Source organism: Candidatus Fukatsuia symbiotica, assembly GCF_003122425.1.
Lineage (GTDB): Bacteria > Pseudomonadota > Gammaproteobacteria > Enterobacterales > Enterobacteriaceae > Fukatsuia > Fukatsuia symbiotica.
This window is the reverse complement of the sequence record NZ_CP021659.1, coordinates 2,802,435-2,824,008: the sequence shown is the minus strand read 5'-3', so window position 1 is coordinate 2,824,008 and position 21,574 is coordinate 2,802,435. Positions and strand designations below refer to the sequence as shown.

Below are 21,574 nucleotides of genomic sequence, written 5' to 3'. Positions count from 1 at the left end.
TGTGCAAAAGCAATGGAAAACCCGTAGTTATCCATAGGATAACTTTATAACGGCGAAACCCTGTGGATAACACGCCATTTAGATCCCAGCTTATACAAAACAAGATCACCGATCATTCACAGCAAATTAGCATCATTAATTATATGATTTTATTTATAAATAATAACTTATCCACAGATAATCGCGATCCTAATAATAGATCTAATAAAAAGATCTAATAAAAGATCTAAAATAATTAAAGGCAAGATCAAACCTGATCCTAAGCCACTTGGCTGATCGATTAAATTTGCGTAGAATCAGCGATACTTGGAACCTATCCGAAATCGTTATCAATTCCTGGATCACACGACGATCACCTGCATTAAGCGAGGCACAGGCAACATGCTTTATTCTGATCAATTTGACGTCATCATCATCGGAGGGGGCCATGCAGGCACTGAAGCTGCTATGGCTAGCGCCCGTATAGGACGTCAAACCCTGTTGCTAACCCATAACATCGATACTTTAGGACAGATGTCCTGTAACCCAGCAATCGGTGGTATTGGCAAAGGACATCTGGTAAAAGAAATCGACGCTTTAGGTGGCCTAATGGCAAAGGCGATAGACAAAGCCGGTATCCAATTCAGGATCCTCAATTCCAGCAAAGGACCTGCTGTCAGAGCCACTCGCGCTCAAGCCGATCGGATCCTTTATCGTCAAGCAATACGTACTGCATTAGAAAGACAACCTAATCTGATGATCTTCCAACAACCCGTTGAAGACCTAATGATCGAAAACGATCGGATCGTCGGTGTTGTAACGCAGATGGGAATAAAATTCCGTGCTAAAGCGGTTGTATTAACCGTTGGTACTTTCCTCGATGGCAAAATACATATTGGCCTGGAGAATTACAGCGGTGGCCGTGCTGGTGATCCCGCTTCGATCTCATTATCCCAGAGGTTAAAAGAACTTCCTTTGCGGACAGACCGTTTAAAAACAGGAACCCCACCGAGAATTGATGCAAAAACCATCGATTTTGATCAATTAGATCTTCAGCTAGGTGACACACCAATACCCGTGTTTTCTTTCCTTGGTCATCCAACACAACACCCCAGACAGATCGCATGCCATATCACCTATACCAACGAAAAAACGCATGAGATTATTCGCAACAATCTCGATCGTAGCCCGATGTATTCGGGCGTAATTGAAGGAATTGGTCCGCGTTACTGTCCGTCAATCGAAGACAAAATCATGCGTTTTGCTGATCGTAACGCCCATCAAATCTTCCTCGAACCTGAAGGGTTAACTAGCAACGAAATCTATCCAAACGGTATCTCAACAAGTTTACCTTTTGATGTACAAATGCAGCTCGTCCGCTCGATTAAAGGAATGGAAAATGCACGGATCATCCGGCCTGGCTATGCCATTGAATACGACTATTTCGATCCTCGTGATTTAAAAACTACGTTAGAAAGTAAATATATCCAGGGACTCTTCTTTGCAGGCCAAATCAACGGCACCACAGGTTACGAAGAAGCAGCAGCTCAAGGATTACTTGCCGGACTTAATGCCGGACGTTTAGCCAACGAGGATGAAAGTTGGTCACCAAGACGAGATCAAGCTTACCTTGGCGTGCTGGTAGACGATTTAAGTACACTAGGTACCAAAGAGCCTTACCGTATGTTCACTTCCAGAGCTGAATACCGTTTAACATTACGTGAAGATAACGCCGACCTACGCCTGACTGAAATTGGTCGCAAGCTAGGTTTGGTTAATGATCTCCGCTGGGCACACTACAGTAAAAAAACTGAACAAATAGAAAAAGAACGCCAACGCTTACGTGACATCTGGGTACATCCTCATTCAGAGAGTATTAATCAACTTAATAAGTTACTACAATCGCCCTTATCACGGGAAACCAATGGTGAAGAGCTACTGCGTAGACCCGAAGTTAACTACCAAATACTTACCACACTGGATTTATTTACCCCAGCATTAACCGATCCTCAAGCAGCGGACCAAGTTGAAATTCAAGTCAAATATCAAGGCTATGTTCTGCGTCAACAAGAAGAAATAAAAAAACAACAACGTAATGAAAATACTTTGTTACCGATAGATCTCAATTACCATAATGTTTCTGGCCTATCCAACGAAGTCATTGCTAAACTCAGCGATCATAAACCGAATTCTATCGGTCAAGCATCCCGTATTTCAGGTGTAACTCCAGCAGCGATATCTATTTTGCTGATTTGGCTAAAAAAACAAAACCTATTGCGCCGTAGTGCCTAATTTAAGTGTTGGCGATATGATTTCAAATTCAAAAAATATTTTGATGCTAAAAGAATTAGGATCTTTGCTCAATGAAAAGGAGATAATTTTACCTGATAGACAAAAACAACAGTTGATTAGTTATGTTAATTTATTAGATAAATGGAATAAAACTTATAATTTAACCTCTGTGCATGATCCTCAACAAATACTAATTCGCCATATTATGGACAGCATAGTTATTAAACCTTACCTGCAAGGGAGCAGGTTTATTGATGTTGGTAGTGGTGCAGGTTTGCCTGGTATTCCACTCGCTATTGTTTGTCCTGATGCTCATTTCACCTTACTTGACAGCTTAGGCAAAAGAGTTCGCTTTCTACGACAAGTACAGCATGAATTAAAAATAACCAATATTGAACCGATACAAAGCCGTGTTAAGAGCTTTATTGCAAATCCGTTGTTTGATGGCGTGATAAGCCGCGCATTCGCTTCACTGCAAGATATGCTGTCTTGGTGTCACCATTTAGTGAATAAACAACATGAAGGACGTTTTTACGCATTGAAAGGGTTGAAACCAAATGACGAGTTAGCGAACTTACCTGCAGGAATAACCACAGAATTAATAGTTAAATTGCAAATACCAAATCTGCCTGAAGCACGTCATTTAGTTATTTTAAAATAAGGTTACTACTGTGCTAACCGCCAGGTACGGAACAACTTAAATTTCCTTCTTCACACTTTAAGTAACGTTGGAAATCGTTGATCCGTAATTGAGTTTGAGAATTCAAACAGCTAAGCAAGATCATGGGATAAACGCTCCCTTGAGCCACACTAAACGAAAAGAAAATCGCATTCTGCATCGCAATAGGATAACCAGGCACGCTGGGCTTTAACTAAAAGCTCAGTGCCGTTTTTATCACCTTTCAGATGTTGAACGATCAGCTTGTAGAGAACATTGAGTTCTGCATCCGACTGTTTGTAGAGTTTGTCGTAACATTCATTTAACTCCCTCTGGCTACTGTTGGGATTATCGCAATTTTGCACAGCATAAACCCATTGTGTCGATGTGAGTAATAATAACGCCCACAAAAAAGAAAAAATAATGCCCATTTTTATGGTCTTCTTAAATAATAGGGAGGTTAAATAACCTTAGGTCAATACATACAATATTTTACTTGTAAAAACCGTAGATGAATCGCGTTTTTTAATAATACTTCACCTTTTCGTTACTTATAGATTGAATTCATTTGATTGCATCGTATAATTTGCTCGCTTTCGGTTGGTTGAGCTCCTTGTGTTCAAAGCTTAAATCGGGTTAAGCCATGAGTACCAGTAACACAGTAATTTTACTGCACTCGAGTGTATCAGAAAGACAAACAGCTCATAGCACAGTAGGTTTCGCAAGAGGTCTACAAATTATCAATAATTATCAGTGACGGTAGAGGCATCATGTCTGCATCAGGAGAAAGCCCCTCTCAACAAGAGTATATAACTCACCACCTGAATCACCTTCAGTTGGATCTCCGCACTTTTGAGCTAATCAATCCCGACTCTGTGGGTTCTGCCTCGTTTTGGACGTTGAACATTGATTCGCTGTTTTTTTCCTTTGTGTTGGGTCTCTTCTTTCTGCTTGTTTTCCGCAGGATAGCGGCAGGTGCCACCAGTGGTGTACCCGGTAAGTTACAGACCGCGGTTGAGTTAGTTATTGGCTTTGTTGACAGCAATGTGCGGGATATGTATCACGGCAAAAGCAAGGTTATCGCACCACTCGCCTTAACAGTGTTCGTTTGGGTAGTGTTGATGAATACCATGGATTTATTGCCGATTGATTTACTACCCTATATCGCTGAGCATATTTTTGGATTACCGGCGTTACGTGTGGTTCCTACCGCTGACGTAAGTATTACCGTATCAATGGCATTGGGTGTGTTCATTCTGATTCTATTCTATAGCATTAAAATGAAGGGGGTTGGCGGCTTCGTGAAAGAATTAACCCTGCAACCTTTTAATCACCCGATATTTATTCCAGTCAATCTGGTCCTTGAAGGTGTTAGCCTGCTGTCTAAACCTGTTTCACTGGGTCTACGACTGTTCGGCAATATGTATGCAGGTGAGTTGATCTTCATCCTGATTGCCGGTCTGTTACCTTGGTGGTCACAGTGGTTGTTAAGTGTGCCTTGGGCCATTTTTCATATCCTGATCATTGCGCTACAGGCCTTTATTTTCATGGTTCTGACGATTGTCTATCTCTCGATGGCATCTGAAGAGCACTGATTTTTTTATACTACTGTGTTTTAACTTAATATGGAGACTATCATGGAAAACCTGAATATGGATCTGCTGTACATGGCTGCCGCTGTAATGATGGGGTTAGCGGCAATCGGTGCTGCGGTCGGTATCGGCATCCTGGGTGGTAAACTTTTGGAAGGTGCAGCACGTCAGCCTGATTTAATTCCCTTGCTACGTACACAATTTTTTATCGTCATGGGACTGGTTGATGCGATCCCTATGATTGCCGTTGGTCTTGGTCTATACCTGATGTTTGCTGTTGCGTAAAAAAAGTAGCGTATTTCTCTCTACTATCAATTTATGCTCATCTATTAACTTTTAAAGAGGCATTGTGCTGTGAACCTTAACGCAACAATCCTCGGCCAGGCCATCGCGTTTTTTCTGTTCGTCATCTTCTGTATGAAGTATGTGTGGCCGCCGATTATGGCTGCCATTGAGAAGCGTCAAAAAGAAATTGCTGACGGTCTTGCTTCTGCGGAGCGTGCCAAAAAAGACTTGGACTTAGCGCAAACCAATGCGACTGACCAATTGAATAAAGCCAAAGCACAGGCTCAGGTGATCATCGAGCAAGCAAGTAAACGTAAAGCTCAGATCCTTGAAGAAGCGAAGACCGAGGCTGAACAGGAACGTAACAAAATTGTAACGCAAGCACAGGCTGAGATAGAGGCTGAACGTAAGCGCACTTATGAAGAGTTGCGTAAACAAATCGCAATGTTAGCAATAGCTGGCGCTGAGAAAATTATCGAACGTTCCGTGGATGACGCTATTAGTAGCGACATCGTTGATAAAATGGTTGCTGAACTGTAAGTGAGGGGCTAATGTCTGAATTTGTTACTGTAGCTCGCCCTTACGCCAAGGCTGCTTTTGATTTTTCTGTTGAGCATCAAGCGGTTGGACCTTGGCAAAATATGTTAGTGTTTGCTGTCGAAGTGGCGCGTAATGAACATATTGCCGAATTGCTTTCCGGTTCTTTGGCACCAGAGGCGATGTCAGAAATATTTATTGCCGTTTGTGGTGATCAACTTGACGAATTCGCTCAAAATTTTATTCGGGTTATGGCGGAAAATGGTCGTTTACGGGTTCTGCCCGAAATACTTGAACAGTTTATTCAGCTACGAGCCTTACTGGAATCAACCATCGACGTTGAAGTTTCCTCAGCGAGGGTGCTAAACGATATACAGCGAGAAAAAATATCTGCTGTGATGGAAAAGAAGCTGCTACGTAAAGTTAAGCTGAACTGCAAAATCGATAAGTCTGTCATTGCTGGTGTGGTTATTCGTGCTGGCGATATGGTGATAGATGGCAGTGTACGTGGTCGTCTTGGACATCTGTCAGACATCTTGCAGTCTTAAGGGGACTGAAGCACATGCAACAACTCAATTCCAATGAAATTAGTGAACTGATCAAAGAGCGGATTGCTCAGTTTAAGATAGTGAGTGAGACTCACAATGAAGGGACTATTATTTCCGTTAGCGATGGCATCATCCGTGTACATGGTTTAAAGGATGTGATGCAGGGAGAGATGGTCGCACTACCGGATAACCGTTATGCCATAGCATTAAACCTGGAACGTGATTCCGTGGGTGCCGTAGTAATGGGATCATACGCTGATCTTGCTGAAGGTATGAAAGTCAAGTGTACTGGTCGTATCTTGGAAGTGCCCGTTGGCCGCGGCTTGCTAGGTCGTATTATCAATACGTTAGGTGCACCTATCGATGGCAAAGGTCCAATAGAAAACGATGGTTTTTCCGCCATTGAAGCCATTGCACCTGGGGTAATCGAACGTCAATCTGTTGATGAACCGGTTCAAACAGGCTATAAATCTGTTGATGCGATGATACCCATTGGTCGTGGTCAACGTGAATTGATTATTGGCGATCGTCAAACGGGTAAAACGGCACTGGCGATCGATGCGATAATTAATCAACGCGATTCTGATATTAAGTGCGTTTATGTCGCTATCGGTCAAAAAGCCTCAACAGTAGCAAATGTCGTCCGCAAGCTCGAAGAGCATAACGCCTTAGCGAATACCATAGTAGTGGTAGCGACAGCCTCTGAATCTGCTGCGCTACAATATTTGGCACCTTACTCCGGTTGTGCTATGGGGGAATATTTTCGCGATCGTGGTGAAGATGCATTGATTGTTTATGATGACTTATCCAAACAGGCTGTAGCATATCGCCAAATTTCCCTGTTACTTCGTCGTCCACCTGGTCGCGAAGCTTACCCGGGTGATGTGTTTTATCTTCATTCGCGTTTGTTGGAGCGTGCTGCTCGTGTTAATGCTGCTTATGTCGATGTTTTCACCAAAGGCAAAGTAAAAGGTAAAACCGGTTCTCTCACGGCTTTACCTATCATAGAAACACAAGCCGGTGACGTTTCTGCATTCGTGCCAACAAACGTTATTTCGATTACTGATGGTCAGATCTTCCTTGAATCGGGTTTATTTAACGCGGGTGTTCGTCCAGCAGTTAACCCTGGTATCTCGGTATCCCGTGTTGGCGGTGCCGCGCAAACCAAAATCATTAAAAAATTGTCCGGTGGTATCCGTACCGCCTTGGCACAGTATCGTGAGCTCGCTGCTTTCTCCCAGTTTGCCTCTGATTTGGATGATGCAACACGTAAGCAACTAAATCATGGTCAAAAAGTGACTGAATTGCTGAAACAGAAACAGTATGCGCCTATGTCCGTTGCTCAACAATCTTTGGTGCTCTTTGCGGCGGAACAGGGTTATCTGGCGGATGTTGAACTGGCTAAGGTCAGTAGCTTTGAAGTGGCGTTATTGGCTTTTGCTGACCGTGAATACTTCGAATTCCTGCAACACATTAACCAAACTGGTGCGTATGACGATAAAATTGAGGGTAAGTTAAAAGATATCCTGGAAAAATTTAAGGCAACTCAGTCCTGGTAATAAGGAGAAGCAGCAATGGCCGGAGCAAAAGAAATACGTTCCAAGATCGCCAGTGTGCAAAACACGCAAAAAATCACCAAAGCCATGGAGATGGTTGCTGCCTCCAAAATGCGTAAATCGCAAGAACGTATGGCAGCTAGCCGCCCTTATGCGGAAACGATACGTAATGTAATTGGGCATCTCGCACTAGGTAATCTGGAATATAAGCATCCCTATCTAGAAGAACGTGAGATTAAACACGTGGGGTATTTGGTAGTTTCCACTGACCGTGGTTTGTGCGGTGGCTTGAATACTAACCTGTTCAAGAAATTGTTGGCTGAGATGCAAAATTGGTCAGAAAAAGGCATTAAATGTAATTTAGCCTTGATTGGATTGAAAGCAGTCTCTTTTTTTAGCTCTTTCGGTGGTAATAGTGTAGCAAGCAACATCGTTGCCGAGGTGACGGGGATGGGAGATAACCCGTCGCTGTCAGAACTTATCGGTTCAGTGAAAGTTATGTTGCAGGCCTATGATGAAGGCCGTCTGGATAAGTTGTATATTGTCAACAACAAATTCATCAATACCATCTCTCAGGAACCACAAATCGTACAGTTATTACCTCTCCTTCCTGCGGAAGAGGGTGAACTGGAGAAAAAATCCTGGGATTATCTGTATGAACCCGATCCTAAGGTCTTACTGGATAAGCTTTTGCGCCGCTATTTAGAATCGCAGGTTTATCAGGGGGTAGTTGAGAATCTGGCTAGCGAACAGGCAGCGCGCATGGTCGCGATGAAAGCCGCCACTGATAACGGCGGCAGTTTGATCAAAGAGTTACAGTTGATTTATAACAAGGCGCGTCAGGCTAGCATCACTCAGGAACTTACCGAAATCGTCGGGGGAGCCTCCGCGGTTTAAAGTAAAATTTTACGTGTTACGTAGAGGATTTAAGATGGCTACTGGAAAGATTATCCAGGTAATTGGCGCCGTAGTGGACGTCGAATTTCCTCAAGACGCGGTGCCTAAGGTGTACCATGCTCTTGAGGTGAAAGGAGCAGCGAGTAAGTTAGTGTTGGAAGTACAGCAACAACTCGGAGGTGGTGTTGTTCGTTGTATTGCAATGGGATCTTCAGACGGTTTACGGCGCGGATTACGGGTAATCAACCAAGGTAATCCGATCAAGGTACCTGTTGGTAAAGCGACGCTTGGTCGGATCATGAACGTGTTGGGTGAACCCATCGACATGAAAGGTGCCATTGGCGAAGAAGAACGTTGGGCGATCCACCGTGAAGCGCCTCGTTATGAAGAACTTGCCAATTCACAAGATTTACTAGAAACCGGGATCAAAGTAATGGATCTGATCTGTCCGTTCGCCAAGGGCGGGAAGGTCGGTCTGTTTGGTGGTGCTGGCGTGGGTAAAACGGTAAATATGATGGAGCTTATCCGCAACATTGCGATTGAGCATTCAGGTTACTCGGTGTTTGCCGGGGTTGGTGAGCGTACCCGTGAAGGTAACGACTTCTACCATGAAATGAAAGATTCTAACGTATTAGATAAGGTTTCTCTGGTATATGGCCAGATGAATGAGCCACCAGGCAACCGTCTGCGTGTGGCGCTGACTGGCCTCACTATGGCAGAGAAATTTCGTGATGAAGGGCGTGACGTTCTGTTTTTCGTCGATAATATTTATCGTTATACCTTGGCGGGTACCGAAGTTTCGGCATTGTTGGGGCGTATGCCATCAGCGGTAGGTTATCAACCCACTCTGGCAGAAGAAATGGGAGTGTTGCAGGAACGTATTACCTCGACGAAAACGGGTTCTATTACCTCAGTACAGGCTGTCTATGTGCCTGCTGATGATTTGACGGATCCATCACCTGCTACCACCTTTGCTCATTTGGATGCAACTGTTGTATTAAGCCGTCAAATTGCTTCTCTGGGTATCTATCCGGCAGTTGATCCACTTGATTCTACCAGTCGTCAACTTGATCCGTTGATTGTTGGTCAGGAGCATTATGATGTTGCTCGGGGGTTCAATCGATTCTACAGCGCTACCAGGAACTAAAAGACATTATTGCGATTCTGGGGATGGACGAATTATCGGAAGAAGATAAGCTGGTTGTCTCCCGCGCCCGTAAAATTCAGCGTTTTCTGTCGCAACCGTTCTTTGTTGCGGAAGTGTTTACCGGTTCTCCAGGCAAATTCGTCTCGCTAAAAGATACTATCCGTGGTTTTAAAGGCATTATGGACGGTGATTATGATCATCTGCCAGAGCAGGCGTTCTATATGGTTGGTACCATTGAAGAAGCTGTGGAAAAAGCCAAAAAACTGTAACACTGCTGACAGGAGGGTGACATGGCTACAATGACTTACCGTCTGGATGTGGTCAGTGCAGAAAAGAGGATGTTTTCTGGCCTAGTACAAAAAATTCAGGTGACGGGTAGTGAAGGAGAATTGGGCATTTATCCAGGCCATGCTCCGCTATTGACTTCCATTAATCCTGGCATGGTACGTATTGTTAAACAGTTCGGTGAAGAAGAATTTATTTATCTTTCTGGTGGCCTCCTTGAGGTGCATCCGAATGTTGTAATCGTACTGGCTGATACCGCTATTCGTGGGGAAGATCTCGATGAAGCAAAGGCGCTGGAAGCTAAGCACAAAGCAGAAAGCCATATTAATGATTCTCACTGTGATGTTGATTATGCCCAGTTATCTGCTGAACTGGCAAAAGAGATTGCGAAACTACGTGTAATCGAATTGATCAAAAAAGCGATGTGATCGTATTGATTAAGAAAGTGATGTACCTTTGGCCCACCCTTGGTGGGCTATGTTGTTTCATTAGACTTCTTGCAAAACCTCGTCCTATATTCAACCATTCAATTAGAGTAATCAGGTTATTTATGTCAAACAGTTTAAGTGTCGTCATTCTTGCTGCCGGTAAGGGAACACGGATGTACTCAGCACTGCCTAAGGTGTTACATCCACTGGCAGGCAAACCTATGGTGCGGCATGTCATTGACGCTGCCTTAGAATTAGGAGCGAGCAACATTCATGTGGTTTATGGGTATGGTGGCGAATTACTTAAAGAGACGTTGATTGATCTTGAATTGAATTGGGTCTTGCAACAGCAACAGCTTGGCACCGGACATGCTGTGCAGCAAGCAGCACCCTATTTTTCTGCTGATGAAGATGTTCTGGTGTTATATGGCGACGTGCCCTTGATCACAGTGGAAACATTAAAGCACTTGTTAGCGGTCAAGCCTACGGGAGGTATCGGTTTGCTGACAGTCAAGCGGGATGATCCCTGTGGTTATGGTCGCATTTTACGTGAAAACGGTGATGTTATCGGCATTGTCGAGCATAAAGACGCCAATAACAGTCAGCGAGCAATCAACGAAATCAATACCGGTATTTTGGTTGCTAATGGTGCTGATCTGAAACAGGGGTTGTCTATGCTAAATAATGACAACGCCCAAGGTGAATTTTATCTCACTGATATCATCGCGTTTGCTCATGCTGAGGGTAGAAAAATCGCTACCGTCCAGCCTGCTCGTTTTAGTGAAGTTGAAGGTATTAATAACCGCTTGCAGCTTGCACGTCTTGAGAGGGTATTTCAAATGGAGCAGGCAGAGAAATTACTTTTATCTGGCGTAACTTTGCTCGATGTGGCGCGTTTCGATTTACGTGGTGGTTTGACCTGTGGTTGCGACGTTACTATTGATACCAACGTGATTATTGAAGGTAGTGTCACCTTGGGAGATCGGGTACATATCGGTGCTGGATGTATTTTAAAAAATTCGCGGATTGGTGATGACTGTCAAATTAAACCTTATACCGTACTGGAAAATGCCTCTTTGGAGGCGACTTGCAGCGTTGGTCCTTTTGCTCGCTTACGTCCAGGGAGTGAGTTGGCTGAGGGGTGCAGGTTGGCAACTTTGTCGAGATTAAAAAGACACGTTTGGGCAAAGGCTCCAAGGCGGGTCATCTTTCTTACCTTGGAGATGCTGATATTGGTTCTGGCGTGAATATCGGAGCAGGAAGCATCACTTGTAACTATGATGGTGCTAATAAATATAAAACGATCATCGGTAATAATGTTTTTGTTGGTTCGGCTAGCCAATTTGTAGCACCGATTAAGGTGGCAAATGGGGCGACCATCGGCGCCGGTACGACAGTAACAAATGATATTGCTGAAAACGAGTTGGTACTCAGTCGTGTTAAACAATGCAATATTCAAGGTTGGCAGCGTCCGGTAAAAAAAATCGTTAAATAGGAATATAAACTGATGTGTGGAATTGTTGGTGCAGTAGCGCAACGTGATATTGCTGAAATATTGATTGAAGGTTTACGCCGTCTTGAATATCGCGGTTATGATTCCGCCGGTCTAACCGTGGTCGATAGCAAAGGTCAGATGAATAGTTTGCGTCGAGTGGGTAAAGTGCAGGTATTGTCTGATGCTGCTGTAATGCAAAAATTACAGGGTAGTACCGGCATTGCACATACCCGTTGGGCGACTCACGGTGAACCTTCAGAAGTCAATGCACATCCTCATGTTTCGCAACATATTTCTGTGGTTCACAACGGTATTATTGAAAACCATGAATCATTACGCGAGCTATTGATCAGTCGTGGTTATCATTTTACTTCTGAAACCGATACTGAAGTGATTGCTCATCTCGTGAATTGGCAGCAACAGCAAGGTGGTTCTCTGCTCGAGGTGGTTAAAGCTGTGATTGCTCAATTGCGCGGTGCTTATGGTGCAGTGATAATGGATAGTCGTGATCCTGGTCGTTTAGTGGCTGCTCGTTCAGGTAGTCCACTGGTGATTGGTTGTGGCGAGGGTGAAAATTTTATTGCCTCCGACCAATTAGCTCTGCTACCTGTTGCCCGTCGTTTTATTTTCCTGGAAGAAGGGGATCTGGCCGAAATAAGTGCCGATAATCTGAGTATTTTTGATAAACAGGGCAATGTAGTAAAACGCCCAGTAGTTGAATCGCAAACAAAGTATGATGCGGGTGATAAAGGAACCTATCGTCATTACATGGAAAAAGAAATCTATGAACAGCCGATAGCGATTAAAAATGCACTGGAAGGCCGTTTGAATCATGGTAAAGTCGATTTGTCAGAATTGGCTGAAAAACAGGAGTTACTGTCAGGGTACAACATATTCAAATTATTGCCTGTGGCACCTCTTACAATTCAGGGATGGTAGCACGCTATTGGTTTGAATCTTTAGCAGGCATAGCATGCGATGTTGAAATTGCCTCTGAATTCCGTTACCGCAAATCTTGCGCACGTACAAATAGTCTACTGATCACGTTGTCACAATCGGGAGAAACGGCAGATACGCTGGCGGCATTACGTCTGTCTAAAGAGCTTGGCTATTTAGGTTCATTGGCGATCTGTAACGTTTTGGCGTCTTCATTAGTACGTGAATCCGATATGGCATTGATGACTAAAGCCGGTACTGAAATTGGTGTTGCTTCTACCAAGGCATTTACGAGCCAACTAACCGTGTTGTTAATGCTGGTGGCCTACATTGGGTGTTTGCAAGGTCAAGAGGAAAGTCGGGAACATGATATTGTGCAGGCACTGCAAAAATTGCCTGCCAGAATAGAACAGATGTTGGCACTGGATAAAACCATTGAGATGTTGGCACAAAATTTTGCTGATAAAAAGCATGCGTTGTTTCTTGGGCGAGGTGATCAATATCCGATTGCTATGGAAGGTGCCCTAAAGCTAAAAGAGATCTCTTATATTCATGCTGAAGCTTACGCTGCCGGTGAGTTGAAACATGGCCCGTTGGCACTGGTCGATAATGAGATGCCGGTTGTTGTTGTCGCGCCAAATAATGAACTGCTAGAAAAACTGAAATCGAATATTGAAGAAGTACGCGCCCGAGGGGGCAGTTGTATGTCTTCGCTGATCAAAATGCGGGTTTTAGTGACAGTAATGGCATGAAAATTATTCCATTACCACATGTAGAAGAAATTATCGCGCCCATTTTTTATACCGTGCCACTGCAACTGCTTGCCTATTATGTCGCTCTGATTAAAGGCACCGATGTCGATCAACCGCGTAATTTAGCAAAATCGGTGACGGTTGAATAAGCGTTGTGAATCCTATCTTTATACAATTCTTCATTAGCTACTGTTATTCGTTAGTGAGTTGCTGATTAAGAGACTCTCTTGGCCTATTATTAGGCCTTGTTTTTTCTTAGTTAAAGAAATTAATTGAATTGAGGATAAATATTATGCTAAGCGTTGGTGCTACTGGTGCTGGAGAAGTTCCATACCAGTAGATGAGAGCTGATTCCATATCATCTCAGCCTGTTTCAGCAGGAAATGCTGGAGTAGTCCCAGAAGTACTGTTGGAAAAAGGAAAATTAAAAAACTGCCTGCTTGATTACATAGATATATTTTGGGCTAAAATAAAAGAACCGTTGAAAGAATTAAACGTAGGGTTCGAGCCAGGATCAAAGTTAAATGCAGATCATGTCTCAAGTATTAATAAGGCAGCAAAATCATTGAATGAAGCTGTAAAGAAATTAAGTAAAACGGAAAAAACTAAGATTACGTGTTTGGGCGATGAATATACTGTAGTAATACAATCTATAATTAAGATCTGCGAAAATACTGCAACATTTAAGCCTAATAAATTCAAACCTCTCATTACTTTACAAAATACTCTTATCGGCCTTATAAAAGAAGAAAGTTCTAAAAAAGAATCATTTTTGGAAAGATTAACAGGTGTATTTAGTTCTGGAGGACCAAGCAGTAGTGATACAATGAAACTACTTCAAGACTATTCATAAAAAATAACACTCTAATTAAGAATGAATAAGTGCCCCCTATATCGAGATAAAAATGTTTCATCAGATTGTTAATCACGAGATAGTGAGGCATTTATGGAATATATTACTAAACATTGTGAATGTGTCAACAAACGGCAGAAAAATCTTAATGTTTAATTAAAGTATTAGGATCTGTTGTTGTTGTCAGTGAAAATCTGAACATCTCGGAACGCCCATTTTTGTTATAAAGGAAGGATCCCATTTCAACATCAAGAAAATAAAAAATGGAAAGAGGTTGGGAAAAGCCCTTAATCATGCAAAAACCGTGATAAAAGTGTGAATCGGAAACTTTATTAAACATCAAGTTAATAAAAGTTACTTTTCTATCCAATTTTTGACCTACGATATTCTCGATTATAGTCAGTACAGCTATCAGGGTATCTTCTTCTTTAGGTTTTGGAATGGTAGTGTTATCCTTTCGTAAACTCCCTGTTTCTTTCATTAGATCGAAAAAATAGTTCCATACGGTATTTAATTCTTTAGACTTAATGAGTTGTTGCTTTAGTCCTGTGATTGAACATGTACTCATTTTTTTGTATATCCTTTATTCTCAAAAAGTATAATGGGAGGTAATGAAGCCTATAAATCTATCAGCTTTACCGGATATGTACAAAGACCCATTTGATAGAATACTGGTTTCTCAGTCGAAGGTTGAAAAGATGACGTCTATTACTGCGGATGACAAAATAATCGGCTTGGCTGAGAAAATGTATCTAAACCTATTGGCCTGCAATTAGAAAGCGGATCTTTGCATGAGCGAAATTATTTACGGTATTCATGCCGTCAAAGCTTTGTTAGAGCGTGAGCCACAACGTTTTCTCGAGGTTTTTATTCAAAAAGATAACCATGACCGTCGGTTACAAGCGTTGGTTTCTCAAGTGGAAGCCTGCGGTTTAGCGGTTCAGCACGCCAATCGAAAATGGCTGGATTCCCAGGCTGAAGGGGGTGTGCATCAGAGTATTGTGGTGCGAGTCCGTAAAGGACGTCAGTACCAGGAAAGTGATTTGCTTGGTTTGCTAGCCGGTATAGAGACAGAGACCCCCCTTTTACTGGTGTTGGATGGTGTTACCGATCCACATAATTTAGGCGCCTGTTTGCGAAGTGCAGATGTGGCAGGTGTGGATATGGTTATTGTACCTCGTAATCGCTCTGCTTCACTTAACGCCACGGTGAAGAAGGTAGCGAGTGGTGCAGCTGAAAGTGTACCCTTGATTACGGTAACTAATTTGGCACGCACCCTGCGGCTATTAAAAGAACAAGATATTTGTATTGTTGGTACGGCAGGTGAAGCGAAAGAAAGTGTATATCAAAGCAATTTGACTGGGCCTATGGCCTTAGTGATGGGATCAGAGGGGACAGGTATGCGTCGTTTGACTCGTGAGCATTGCGATAAATTAATCCGTATCCCGATGGTCGGTGTGGTGTCTTCTTTGAATGTTTCTGTTGCTACTGGTGTTTGTTTGTTTGAAGTGGTACGTCAACGTAGTCTTATTTGATTGGAAATCATTAGACTTCTTGCAAAAACTACTGTGTGGCGCGGATATTAGCAACGGCATAATAGCTGATTGTTAGACTACAGCGTAGCGCACGCCAAAAATCACTGATGTTGGTTGCACCGAGGAATAAAGCGCTACGTAACCCTAATCTGATAAAACGGCGAGCCAGCTCGGTATGTTCCGGTGAGCTGGCTATTTTTTTACGCATTAGCCCTAAAAAATGGCCGCTTTCACGGTTAGCATGGCGTAGTAATGCTTTGCGTAGCAAGGGATCATCCCCCGTAGTTGTTGCTCTGTCCAGCAATCCCTTAATGATGTCTACATAGCTGTTTGCCCTGTTGTATAGCGATTGGGCAGAGTGTGAATGAGTAATTGACAACGGATTGATGCGATAGCCATAAAATGGTGTCGCACAAAAGCCAATCCGCTGCGCGACTAGCGCCAGATCGGTGGTCCATAAAATATCTTCATGTACCATGTCGTGGATAAACGCCAGTTGGTTATTCACGATGAGATCCCGGCGAACAAATTGTAGCCATACATAATGCAGCCATTCATCTTGTTTAACACTATGAATAATCCATTGTCGACCACTTATTACCTGTCCTGGTGGATGATGATACAGTAAATCTTTTGTGCAACCTTTTGTTGTGTGAAGGGGCGCTTGTTTTGCGTGCTGCGCATGAGGATCAATCCTGAAGCGAAATCCGTTGCCGATGAGTAAATCGACATTTAATCTGTTCGCCTGTTGCACCCAGGTTTGTAACGTATCGGGAGCTAACCAATCATCTGCATCGACGAAAGCAACCCAATGACCACGCGCTTGTGCTAGAGCGCTGTTACGTGCAGCAGCAACCCCTTGATTCGATTGATTAATAATGACTAGTCTGGTATCGGTAGCGGCTATCTCCTGCAATATTACCAGGCTGTCATCTGTCGAACCATCATTGACCGCAATCATCTCCCATGACACACCGGATTGACTGCATAATGAATCCATTAAATCAGTAAGATAAGCAGCACAATTGAACACCGGTACAATAACGCTAACCTCGATTGGCTTCATACTTTTTTTTGTTCCGCTGCAAATTTCTGAGTCATTAGCTCTAGTTTTTCCTGTGCATCCAGCCAATCTATTTCAACCTTTTCCAGTTTGATTTTAGCCTGGGTTTGTTGTTGCAGGCATAGCGTCAGATCGGTTTTGCGAGCCATGTCGTATAACGTGACATCAGCGAGTTTTTCCGTAATGGTCGTCAATTCCGTATTTAATTTCTCTAGCTGTTGTTCCAGTGTCGTCACTTGTTTACGCAAGGGTTGACTTTGACTAAGGAACTCTGCATCGCGCCGTTTTTGGCCTTTAATGGGATTATGTTGCTGCGTTTGCTGACGTTGTAAATCGCCTAACCATTGTTGGTAATCATCCAAATCACCGGCAAAGGGTGCCACCTTGCCATCATGTACCAGATACAACTCATCAGTAGTTGAACGTAATAAATGACGGTCGTGCGAAACCACTACCAGTGCGCCCTCAAAATCAATCAATGCTTCGGTGAGTGCTTGCCGCATATCGAGATCTAAATGATTGGTGGGTTCATCGAGTAGCAATAAATTGGGACGCTGCCAGACAATCAACGCCAGTACTAGGCGTGCTTTTTCGCCACCGGAGAAACTGGCTACCGGATCAATCACCTGCCCTCTCTGAAAACCAAAACCAGCAAGATAGTCACGCAAACGCTGCTCTGTCTCATGGGGAGCCAAGCGATTAATATGCTGCAATGGTGATTCATCAGCCCGTAAATATTCCAGTTGATGTTGTGCAAAGTAACCGAGCTTAATTCCTCTGGATAAGCTGATTTCACCGCTTTGTGGTGTTAGGCTACCTGCCAGCAGCTTAATGAAGGTTGATTTCCCTGCGCCGTTACGTCCCAACAAACCGATACGTGAACCAGGGACTAAATTCAACTTGATCGATTGCAAAATAATCCGCTCACCATAACCGGCACTGACTTTCTCCATCTGTAGTAACGGATTGGGTAGGTTTTCTGGCGTGAAAAAATTAAAATGAAACGGGTTATCGACATGTGCTGGCGCGATTAATTCCATACGTTTCAACATCTTGATACGACTTTGCGCTTGTTTGGCTTTACTGGCTTTGGCACGGAAACGGTCAATATAATTTTGTAAATGTGCCCTTTTTTCTTGTTGATGCTGATAGATTGACTGTTGTTGCGAAAGTTTGGCCGCGCGTTGCCGTTCAAATGATGAATAATTTCCTCTGTATTCGTATAGTGTCTGCTGTTCAATGTGTAAAATTTCATCGATAATAGGATCAAGAAAATCACGGTCATGGGAAATAAGAATCAAGGTGCCGGGGTAATTTTTTAGCCACTTCTCCAGCCAGATAACAGCGTCTAAATCAAGGTGGTTGGTCGGCTCATCTAGCAATAACAGATCTGAACGGCAAATCAGTGCCTGAGCCAGATTAAGGCGCATTCGCCAGCCTCCGGAAAAGGTGTGTACCTCTTGTTGCAGCTGCTGTTGTGAAAATCCCAAGCCATTGAGTAGGCTGGCGGCGCGTGCTTGAATAGTCCAGGCCTGCATGGTGTCTAATTTTCCGTGTAGGTTGGCAATGGCAAGACCATCGTTTTTTTCGTTGGCTGTTTGCAGTTGGGCTTGCAATTGACGAAATTCACGGTCGCCGTCGATAACGTATTCTACTGCCGGTACATCCAAAGCAGGAGTCTCTTGATCGACCCAGGTTAAAGCCCAGTTATTGGGAAAAGTGACGTTACCGCCATCAGCACTGATTTCATTTTTCAGTAGCGCCAGTAGTGTTGATTTACCACAACCATTTTTGCCGATTAGACCGACCTTTCGACCCGGATTAACCGTTGCTGTCGCGTTGTTTAGTAAGACACGGGTACCGCGTCGAATTTGCAAAGAGGAGAAAACAATCATAGCGCGCCGTATGTGCAGAATATGTTAATTTGTAATTATCTTAAGATAGATTAAACCTCTTACGAAATTTAATCTTCGCATGGTAACGGAAAACCATCACCTTGACGACGCTTTAGAGAGGAATGATTTTGCAACCACCTAAAATCCTATTGTTATATGCTCATCCTGAACCACAAAGCTCGGTTGCGAATCGGGTTTTGCTGCAAGCTATTCAAAAATTAGAACATGTTACCGTGCACGATCTCTACGCGCATTATCCGGATTCTTTTATTGATGCCCAGTATGAACAACGATTGTTACAGGAGCATCATGTCATTGTGTTTCAACACCCTCTGTATACCAATAGTTGTCCGGCCTTGCTAAAAGAATGGCTGGATCGGGTATTAGTACGCGGTTTTGCCAATGGACCGACTGGAGGTGCTCTGAAGGGAAAATACTGGCGTTCGGTGATTACTACGGGTGAACCTGATGTGGCGTATCAGTTGGGTGGTTATAACCGTTATCCGATGAGTGATATCCTGCGGCCTTTTGAGCTGACAGCGTTGATGTGCCGCATGCATTGGATGATCCCGATTATCATTTATTGTGCACGGCGGCAAAATCCGGAGTTATTACAACAACAAGCCGATAAATATGCGCAGTGGCTGCAATCGCCATTTGATACCACAGGTACGGTTTTGCAAGAGGTCTAATAATGGAATATCCAATACTATTAATCGCTATCCTGCTGTTTTTATTTGCCGCTGTCGTTGCTGTGCCGATAGCTCAGCGTTTAGGGATTGGTGCTGTCCTGGGCTATCTCGTCGCCGGGATTGCTATTGGTCCTTGGGGATTGGGTCTTATCCGTGATGTCGATGAAATTTTGCATTTTTCCGAATTAGGGGTCGTTTTTTTGATGTTTATCATCGGATTGGAGCTTAAACCGGCAAAATTGTGGCAGCTTAGGCGCTCGATATTTGGCGTGGGTACCGGCCAGGTGGTGATCACTTCAATCATTCTCGGTGCTTTACTTTATGCAACTCATTTCGCTTGGCAAGCGGCGGTAATTGGTGGTATCGGTCTGGCGATGTCTTCTACCGCAATGGCGATACAATTGATGCGTGAAAAAGGGATGAATCACAACGAAGGGGGACAGCTTGGATTCTCGGTGTTGTTGTTTCAAGATATGGCGGTGATCCCAGCATTGGCGTTAATTCCTATTTTGGCAGGCAGCGGCGGAGAGAATAACGATTGGCTTAAAATCAGTATGAAAATGGTTGCTTTCGCGGGGATGTTGATCGGTTGTCGCTATCTGTTACGTCCCTTGTTTCGTTATATTGTCGCTTCAGGGGTACGGGAGGTCTTTACCGCTGCCGCGTTATTGGTCGTGTTAGGTTCGGCCTTATTTATGGATGCATTGGGTTTGTCTATGGCATTAGGCACTTTTATTGCGGGTGTTTTACTGGCAGAAAGTGAATTTCAGCACGAACTAGAAATTGCCATTGAACCTTTTAAAGGATTATTGCTCGGGTTATTTTTTATTTCGGTGGGAATGGCATTAAATATCGGTGTGCTCTTTAGCCATGTGTTGTTAGTGCTGGTGGGGGTCGTGACGCTGGTTTCTATAAAAGCCGTGGTACTCTATGCTTTGTCACGTCTTTTTGCTTTACGCCGCTCAGCACGCTTGCAATTTGCTGGTGTATTGAGCCAGGGAGGAGAATTTGCTTTCGTTCTGTTTTCTGCCGCATTTAGCCAAAAAGTGCTAGCGGCGGATCAATTGGCATTGCTGCTGGTGGTAGTAACACTATCGATGATGACGACACCCTTGCTGATGAAGATAATAGATTGGCTGCTCGCGCGCCGTTATAACACGTCGGAAGAAAATGATGAAAAGCCTTTTGTCGAAGATAATGATCCTCAGGTGATTATTGTTGGATTCGGTCGCTTTGGGCAAGTGATTGGGCGTTTACTCATGGCTAATAAAATGCGCATTACCGTATTGGAACGTGATGTTAGTGCCGTGAGTATGATGCGTAAGTATGGTTACAAAGTCTATTACGGTGATGCTACACAACTTGAGCTTTTACGTGCAGCGGGTGCAGAAAAAGCGAAGGCGATCGTCATCACCTGTCATGAGCCGGAAGATACTATGATATTGGTTCATCTCTGCCAGCAACATTTTCCTAATTTGAAAATCTTTGCCCGTGCAAGAGGTAGAGTGGAAGCACACGAACTGTTGCAAAATGGCATAGAAAATTTTACTCGTGAGACTTTTTCCAGTGCTTTGGAATTAGGACGCAAGACGTTATTAGAATTAGGTATGCATCCCCATCAGGCTTATCGGGTGCAACAGCATTTCCGCCGTTTAGATATGCGGATGCTACGTGAATTGATGCCTCATCATCATGGTGATGTGGCACAGATTTCTAGAGTGAAGGAAGCACGCCGTGAACTTGAGGATATTTTCCAGCGTGAAATGCAAAATGAACGGCGGCAATTAGATGGTTGGGATACATACGAATAATTTTGGAGATCGGTCATGACAATCATGCGTAAAAGGTTTATTGCGGGTGCGATTTGTCCACAGTGTCATGCGTTAGACACCTTGGCATTATGGCGAGAAGAGCAAAAGGAAGTGGTGGAATGTGTGCGCTGTGGTCATCATCAATATCAGCTCGATACGCCCTCGAAAGCTACCCGCTCTGGTGAGCATGTGATCGGTATGTTTCGTCCTCATTAGGCTTTTTGTAAAACCTACTGTGTGCTGCAAATTCTGCGTTACCTGGTGCTCGTAATCCTCATGTACTCGTGTACGCAGCGATTGCTGCGCGCCAGGCGCCGGTTTTGCAAGAAGCCTATTGA

Annotated in this window: 18 protein-coding genes and 3 pseudogenes; 17 read left to right on the top strand and 4 right to left on the bottom strand. The window is 43.7% G+C overall.

The annotated features are described in order from the left end of the window. The first annotated feature begins 381 nt into the window (after window positions 1-381). Together mnmG and rsmG are read left to right on the top strand one after the other, a co-directional pair. A complete protein-coding gene (gene mnmG, locus CCS41_RS13750) occupies window positions 382-2,271 on the top strand; it encodes a tRNA uridine-5-carboxymethylaminomethyl(34) synthesis enzyme MnmG (protein WP_072549796.1) in 1,890 nt (629 codons plus the stop codon). 43 nt (window positions 2,272-2,314) lie between these two features. Beyond that, window positions 2,315-2,932: a 16S rRNA (guanine(527)-N(7))-methyltransferase RsmG gene (gene rsmG, locus CCS41_RS13745; protein WP_072549857.1), complete on the top strand. Its 618-nt coding sequence runs from the start codon at window positions 2,315-2,317 to the stop codon at window positions 2,930-2,932. Between the two features lie 149 nt (window positions 2,933-3,081). Here the strand turns inward: rsmG and CCS41_RS13740 are convergent, their stop codons facing one another. Continuing rightward, on the bottom strand, window positions 3,082-3,360 hold the full coding sequence (locus CCS41_RS13740; protein WP_205411440.1) for a lysozyme inhibitor LprI family protein: 279 nt from the start codon (window positions 3,358-3,360) through the stop codon (window positions 3,082-3,084). A 339-nt stretch (window positions 3,361-3,699) separates the two neighbouring features. Here CCS41_RS13740 and atpB point away from each other — a divergent pair, with 339 nt between their 5' ends. From atpB to CCS41_RS13685, 11 genes and pseudogenes are all read left to right on the top strand, one after another. After that, window positions 3,700-4,524, top strand: a complete 825-nt coding sequence (gene atpB / locus CCS41_RS13735; protein WP_072549797.1) for a F0F1 ATP synthase subunit A — start codon at window positions 3,700-3,702, stop codon at window positions 4,522-4,524. 42 nt (window positions 4,525-4,566) lie between these two features. After that, a complete protein-coding gene (gene atpE / locus CCS41_RS13730; RefSeq protein ID WP_072549798.1) occupies window positions 4,567-4,806 on the top strand; it encodes a F0F1 ATP synthase subunit C in 240 nt (79 codons plus the stop codon). Between the two features lie 69 nt (window positions 4,807-4,875). Beyond that, window positions 4,876-5,346, top strand: a complete 471-nt coding sequence (atpF, locus tag CCS41_RS13725) for a F0F1 ATP synthase subunit B (protein ID WP_072549799.1) — start codon at window positions 4,876-4,878, stop codon at window positions 5,344-5,346. Between the two features lie 11 nt (window positions 5,347-5,357). Next, on the top strand, window positions 5,358-5,891 hold the full coding sequence (gene atpH / locus CCS41_RS13720) for a F0F1 ATP synthase subunit delta (RefSeq protein ID WP_072549800.1): 534 nt from the start codon (window positions 5,358-5,360) through the stop codon (window positions 5,889-5,891). Between the two features lie 14 nt (window positions 5,892-5,905). Continuing rightward, entirely contained in the window at window positions 5,906-7,450 is a 1,545-nt protein-coding gene (gene atpA / locus CCS41_RS13715; protein ID WP_072549801.1) for a F0F1 ATP synthase subunit alpha, read from the top strand. A gap of 15 nt (window positions 7,451-7,465) precedes the next feature. Next, window positions 7,466-8,344 (top strand): F0F1 ATP synthase subunit gamma, encoded by an 879-nt coding sequence (gene atpG, locus CCS41_RS13710; protein WP_072549802.1) that lies wholly within the window; start codon window positions 7,466-7,468, stop codon window positions 8,342-8,344. Between the two features lie 34 nt (window positions 8,345-8,378). Then, window positions 8,379-9,760 (top strand): annotated as a pseudogene (atpD, locus tag CCS41_RS13705) (F0F1 ATP synthase subunit beta). 30 nt (window positions 9,761-9,790) lie between these two features. Continuing rightward, complete coding sequence (locus CCS41_RS13700; protein WP_162860106.1) at window positions 9,791-10,204, top strand: F0F1 ATP synthase subunit epsilon; 414 nt, start codon at window positions 9,791-9,793, stop codon at window positions 10,202-10,204. A gap of 122 nt (window positions 10,205-10,326) precedes the next feature. Then, window positions 10,327-11,699, top strand: a pseudogene (gene glmU / locus CCS41_RS13695) (bifunctional UDP-N-acetylglucosamine diphosphorylase/glucosamine-1-phosphate N-acetyltransferase GlmU). Window positions 11,700-11,711: 12 nt separating this feature from the next. Next, a pseudogene (gene glmS, locus CCS41_RS13690) lies at window positions 11,712-13,536 on the top strand (glutamine--fructose-6-phosphate transaminase (isomerizing)). 191 nt (window positions 13,537-13,727) lie between these two features. Continuing rightward, on the top strand, window positions 13,728-14,240 hold the full coding sequence (locus tag CCS41_RS13685) for a hypothetical protein (protein WP_072549807.1): 513 nt from the start codon (window positions 13,728-13,730) through the stop codon (window positions 14,238-14,240). A 145-nt stretch (window positions 14,241-14,385) separates the two neighbouring features. Here CCS41_RS13685 and CCS41_RS13680 read toward each other — a convergent pair whose 3' ends face one another. Next, complete coding sequence (locus CCS41_RS13680) at window positions 14,386-14,721, bottom strand: hypothetical protein (RefSeq protein ID WP_205411439.1); 336 nt, start codon at window positions 14,719-14,721, stop codon at window positions 14,386-14,388. Window positions 14,722-15,031: 310 nt separating this feature from the next. Between CCS41_RS13680 and rlmB the strand changes: the two genes are divergently transcribed. After that, window positions 15,032-15,775, top strand: a complete 744-nt coding sequence (gene rlmB, locus CCS41_RS13675; RefSeq protein ID WP_072549809.1) for a 23S rRNA (guanosine(2251)-2'-O)-methyltransferase RlmB — start codon at window positions 15,032-15,034, stop codon at window positions 15,773-15,775. Between the two features lie 28 nt (window positions 15,776-15,803). On the opposite strand, the gene CCS41_RS13670 is transcribed toward rlmB, so the two are convergent. Both CCS41_RS13670 and CCS41_RS13665 read right to left on the bottom strand, forming a co-directional pair. Beyond that, entirely contained in the window at window positions 15,804-16,841 is a 1,038-nt protein-coding gene (locus CCS41_RS13670) for a glycosyltransferase (protein ID WP_072549810.1), read from the bottom strand. After that, on the bottom strand, window positions 16,838-18,733 hold the full coding sequence (locus CCS41_RS13665) for an ABC transporter ATP-binding protein (RefSeq protein ID WP_072549811.1): 1,896 nt from the start codon (window positions 18,731-18,733) through the stop codon (window positions 16,838-16,840). The genes CCS41_RS13670 and CCS41_RS13665 overlap by 4 nt, the downstream gene beginning before the upstream one ends. Window positions 18,734-18,858: 125 nt before the next feature. Here CCS41_RS13665 and kefG point away from each other — a divergent pair, with 125 nt between their 5' ends. From kefG to CCS41_RS13650, 3 genes are read left to right on the top strand one after another with little or no spacing between them, the layout of a single operon-like run. After that, complete coding sequence (kefG, locus tag CCS41_RS13660) at window positions 18,859-19,425, top strand: glutathione-regulated potassium-efflux system ancillary protein KefG (RefSeq protein ID WP_072549858.1); 567 nt, start codon at window positions 18,859-18,861, stop codon at window positions 19,423-19,425. Window positions 19,426-19,427: 2 nt separating this feature from the next. Next, window positions 19,428-21,236: a glutathione-regulated potassium-efflux system protein KefB gene (gene kefB / locus CCS41_RS13655; RefSeq protein WP_072549812.1), complete on the top strand. Its 1,809-nt coding sequence runs from the start codon at window positions 19,428-19,430 to the stop codon at window positions 21,234-21,236. A 15-nt stretch (window positions 21,237-21,251) separates the two neighbouring features. Further along, window positions 21,252-21,452 carry a YheV family putative zinc ribbon protein gene (locus CCS41_RS13650; RefSeq protein ID WP_072549813.1) on the top strand — a complete coding sequence of 67 codons (201 nt, stop codon included), beginning with the start codon at window positions 21,252-21,254 and terminating at the stop codon, window positions 21,450-21,452. Window positions 21,453-21,574 lie beyond the last annotated feature (122 nt).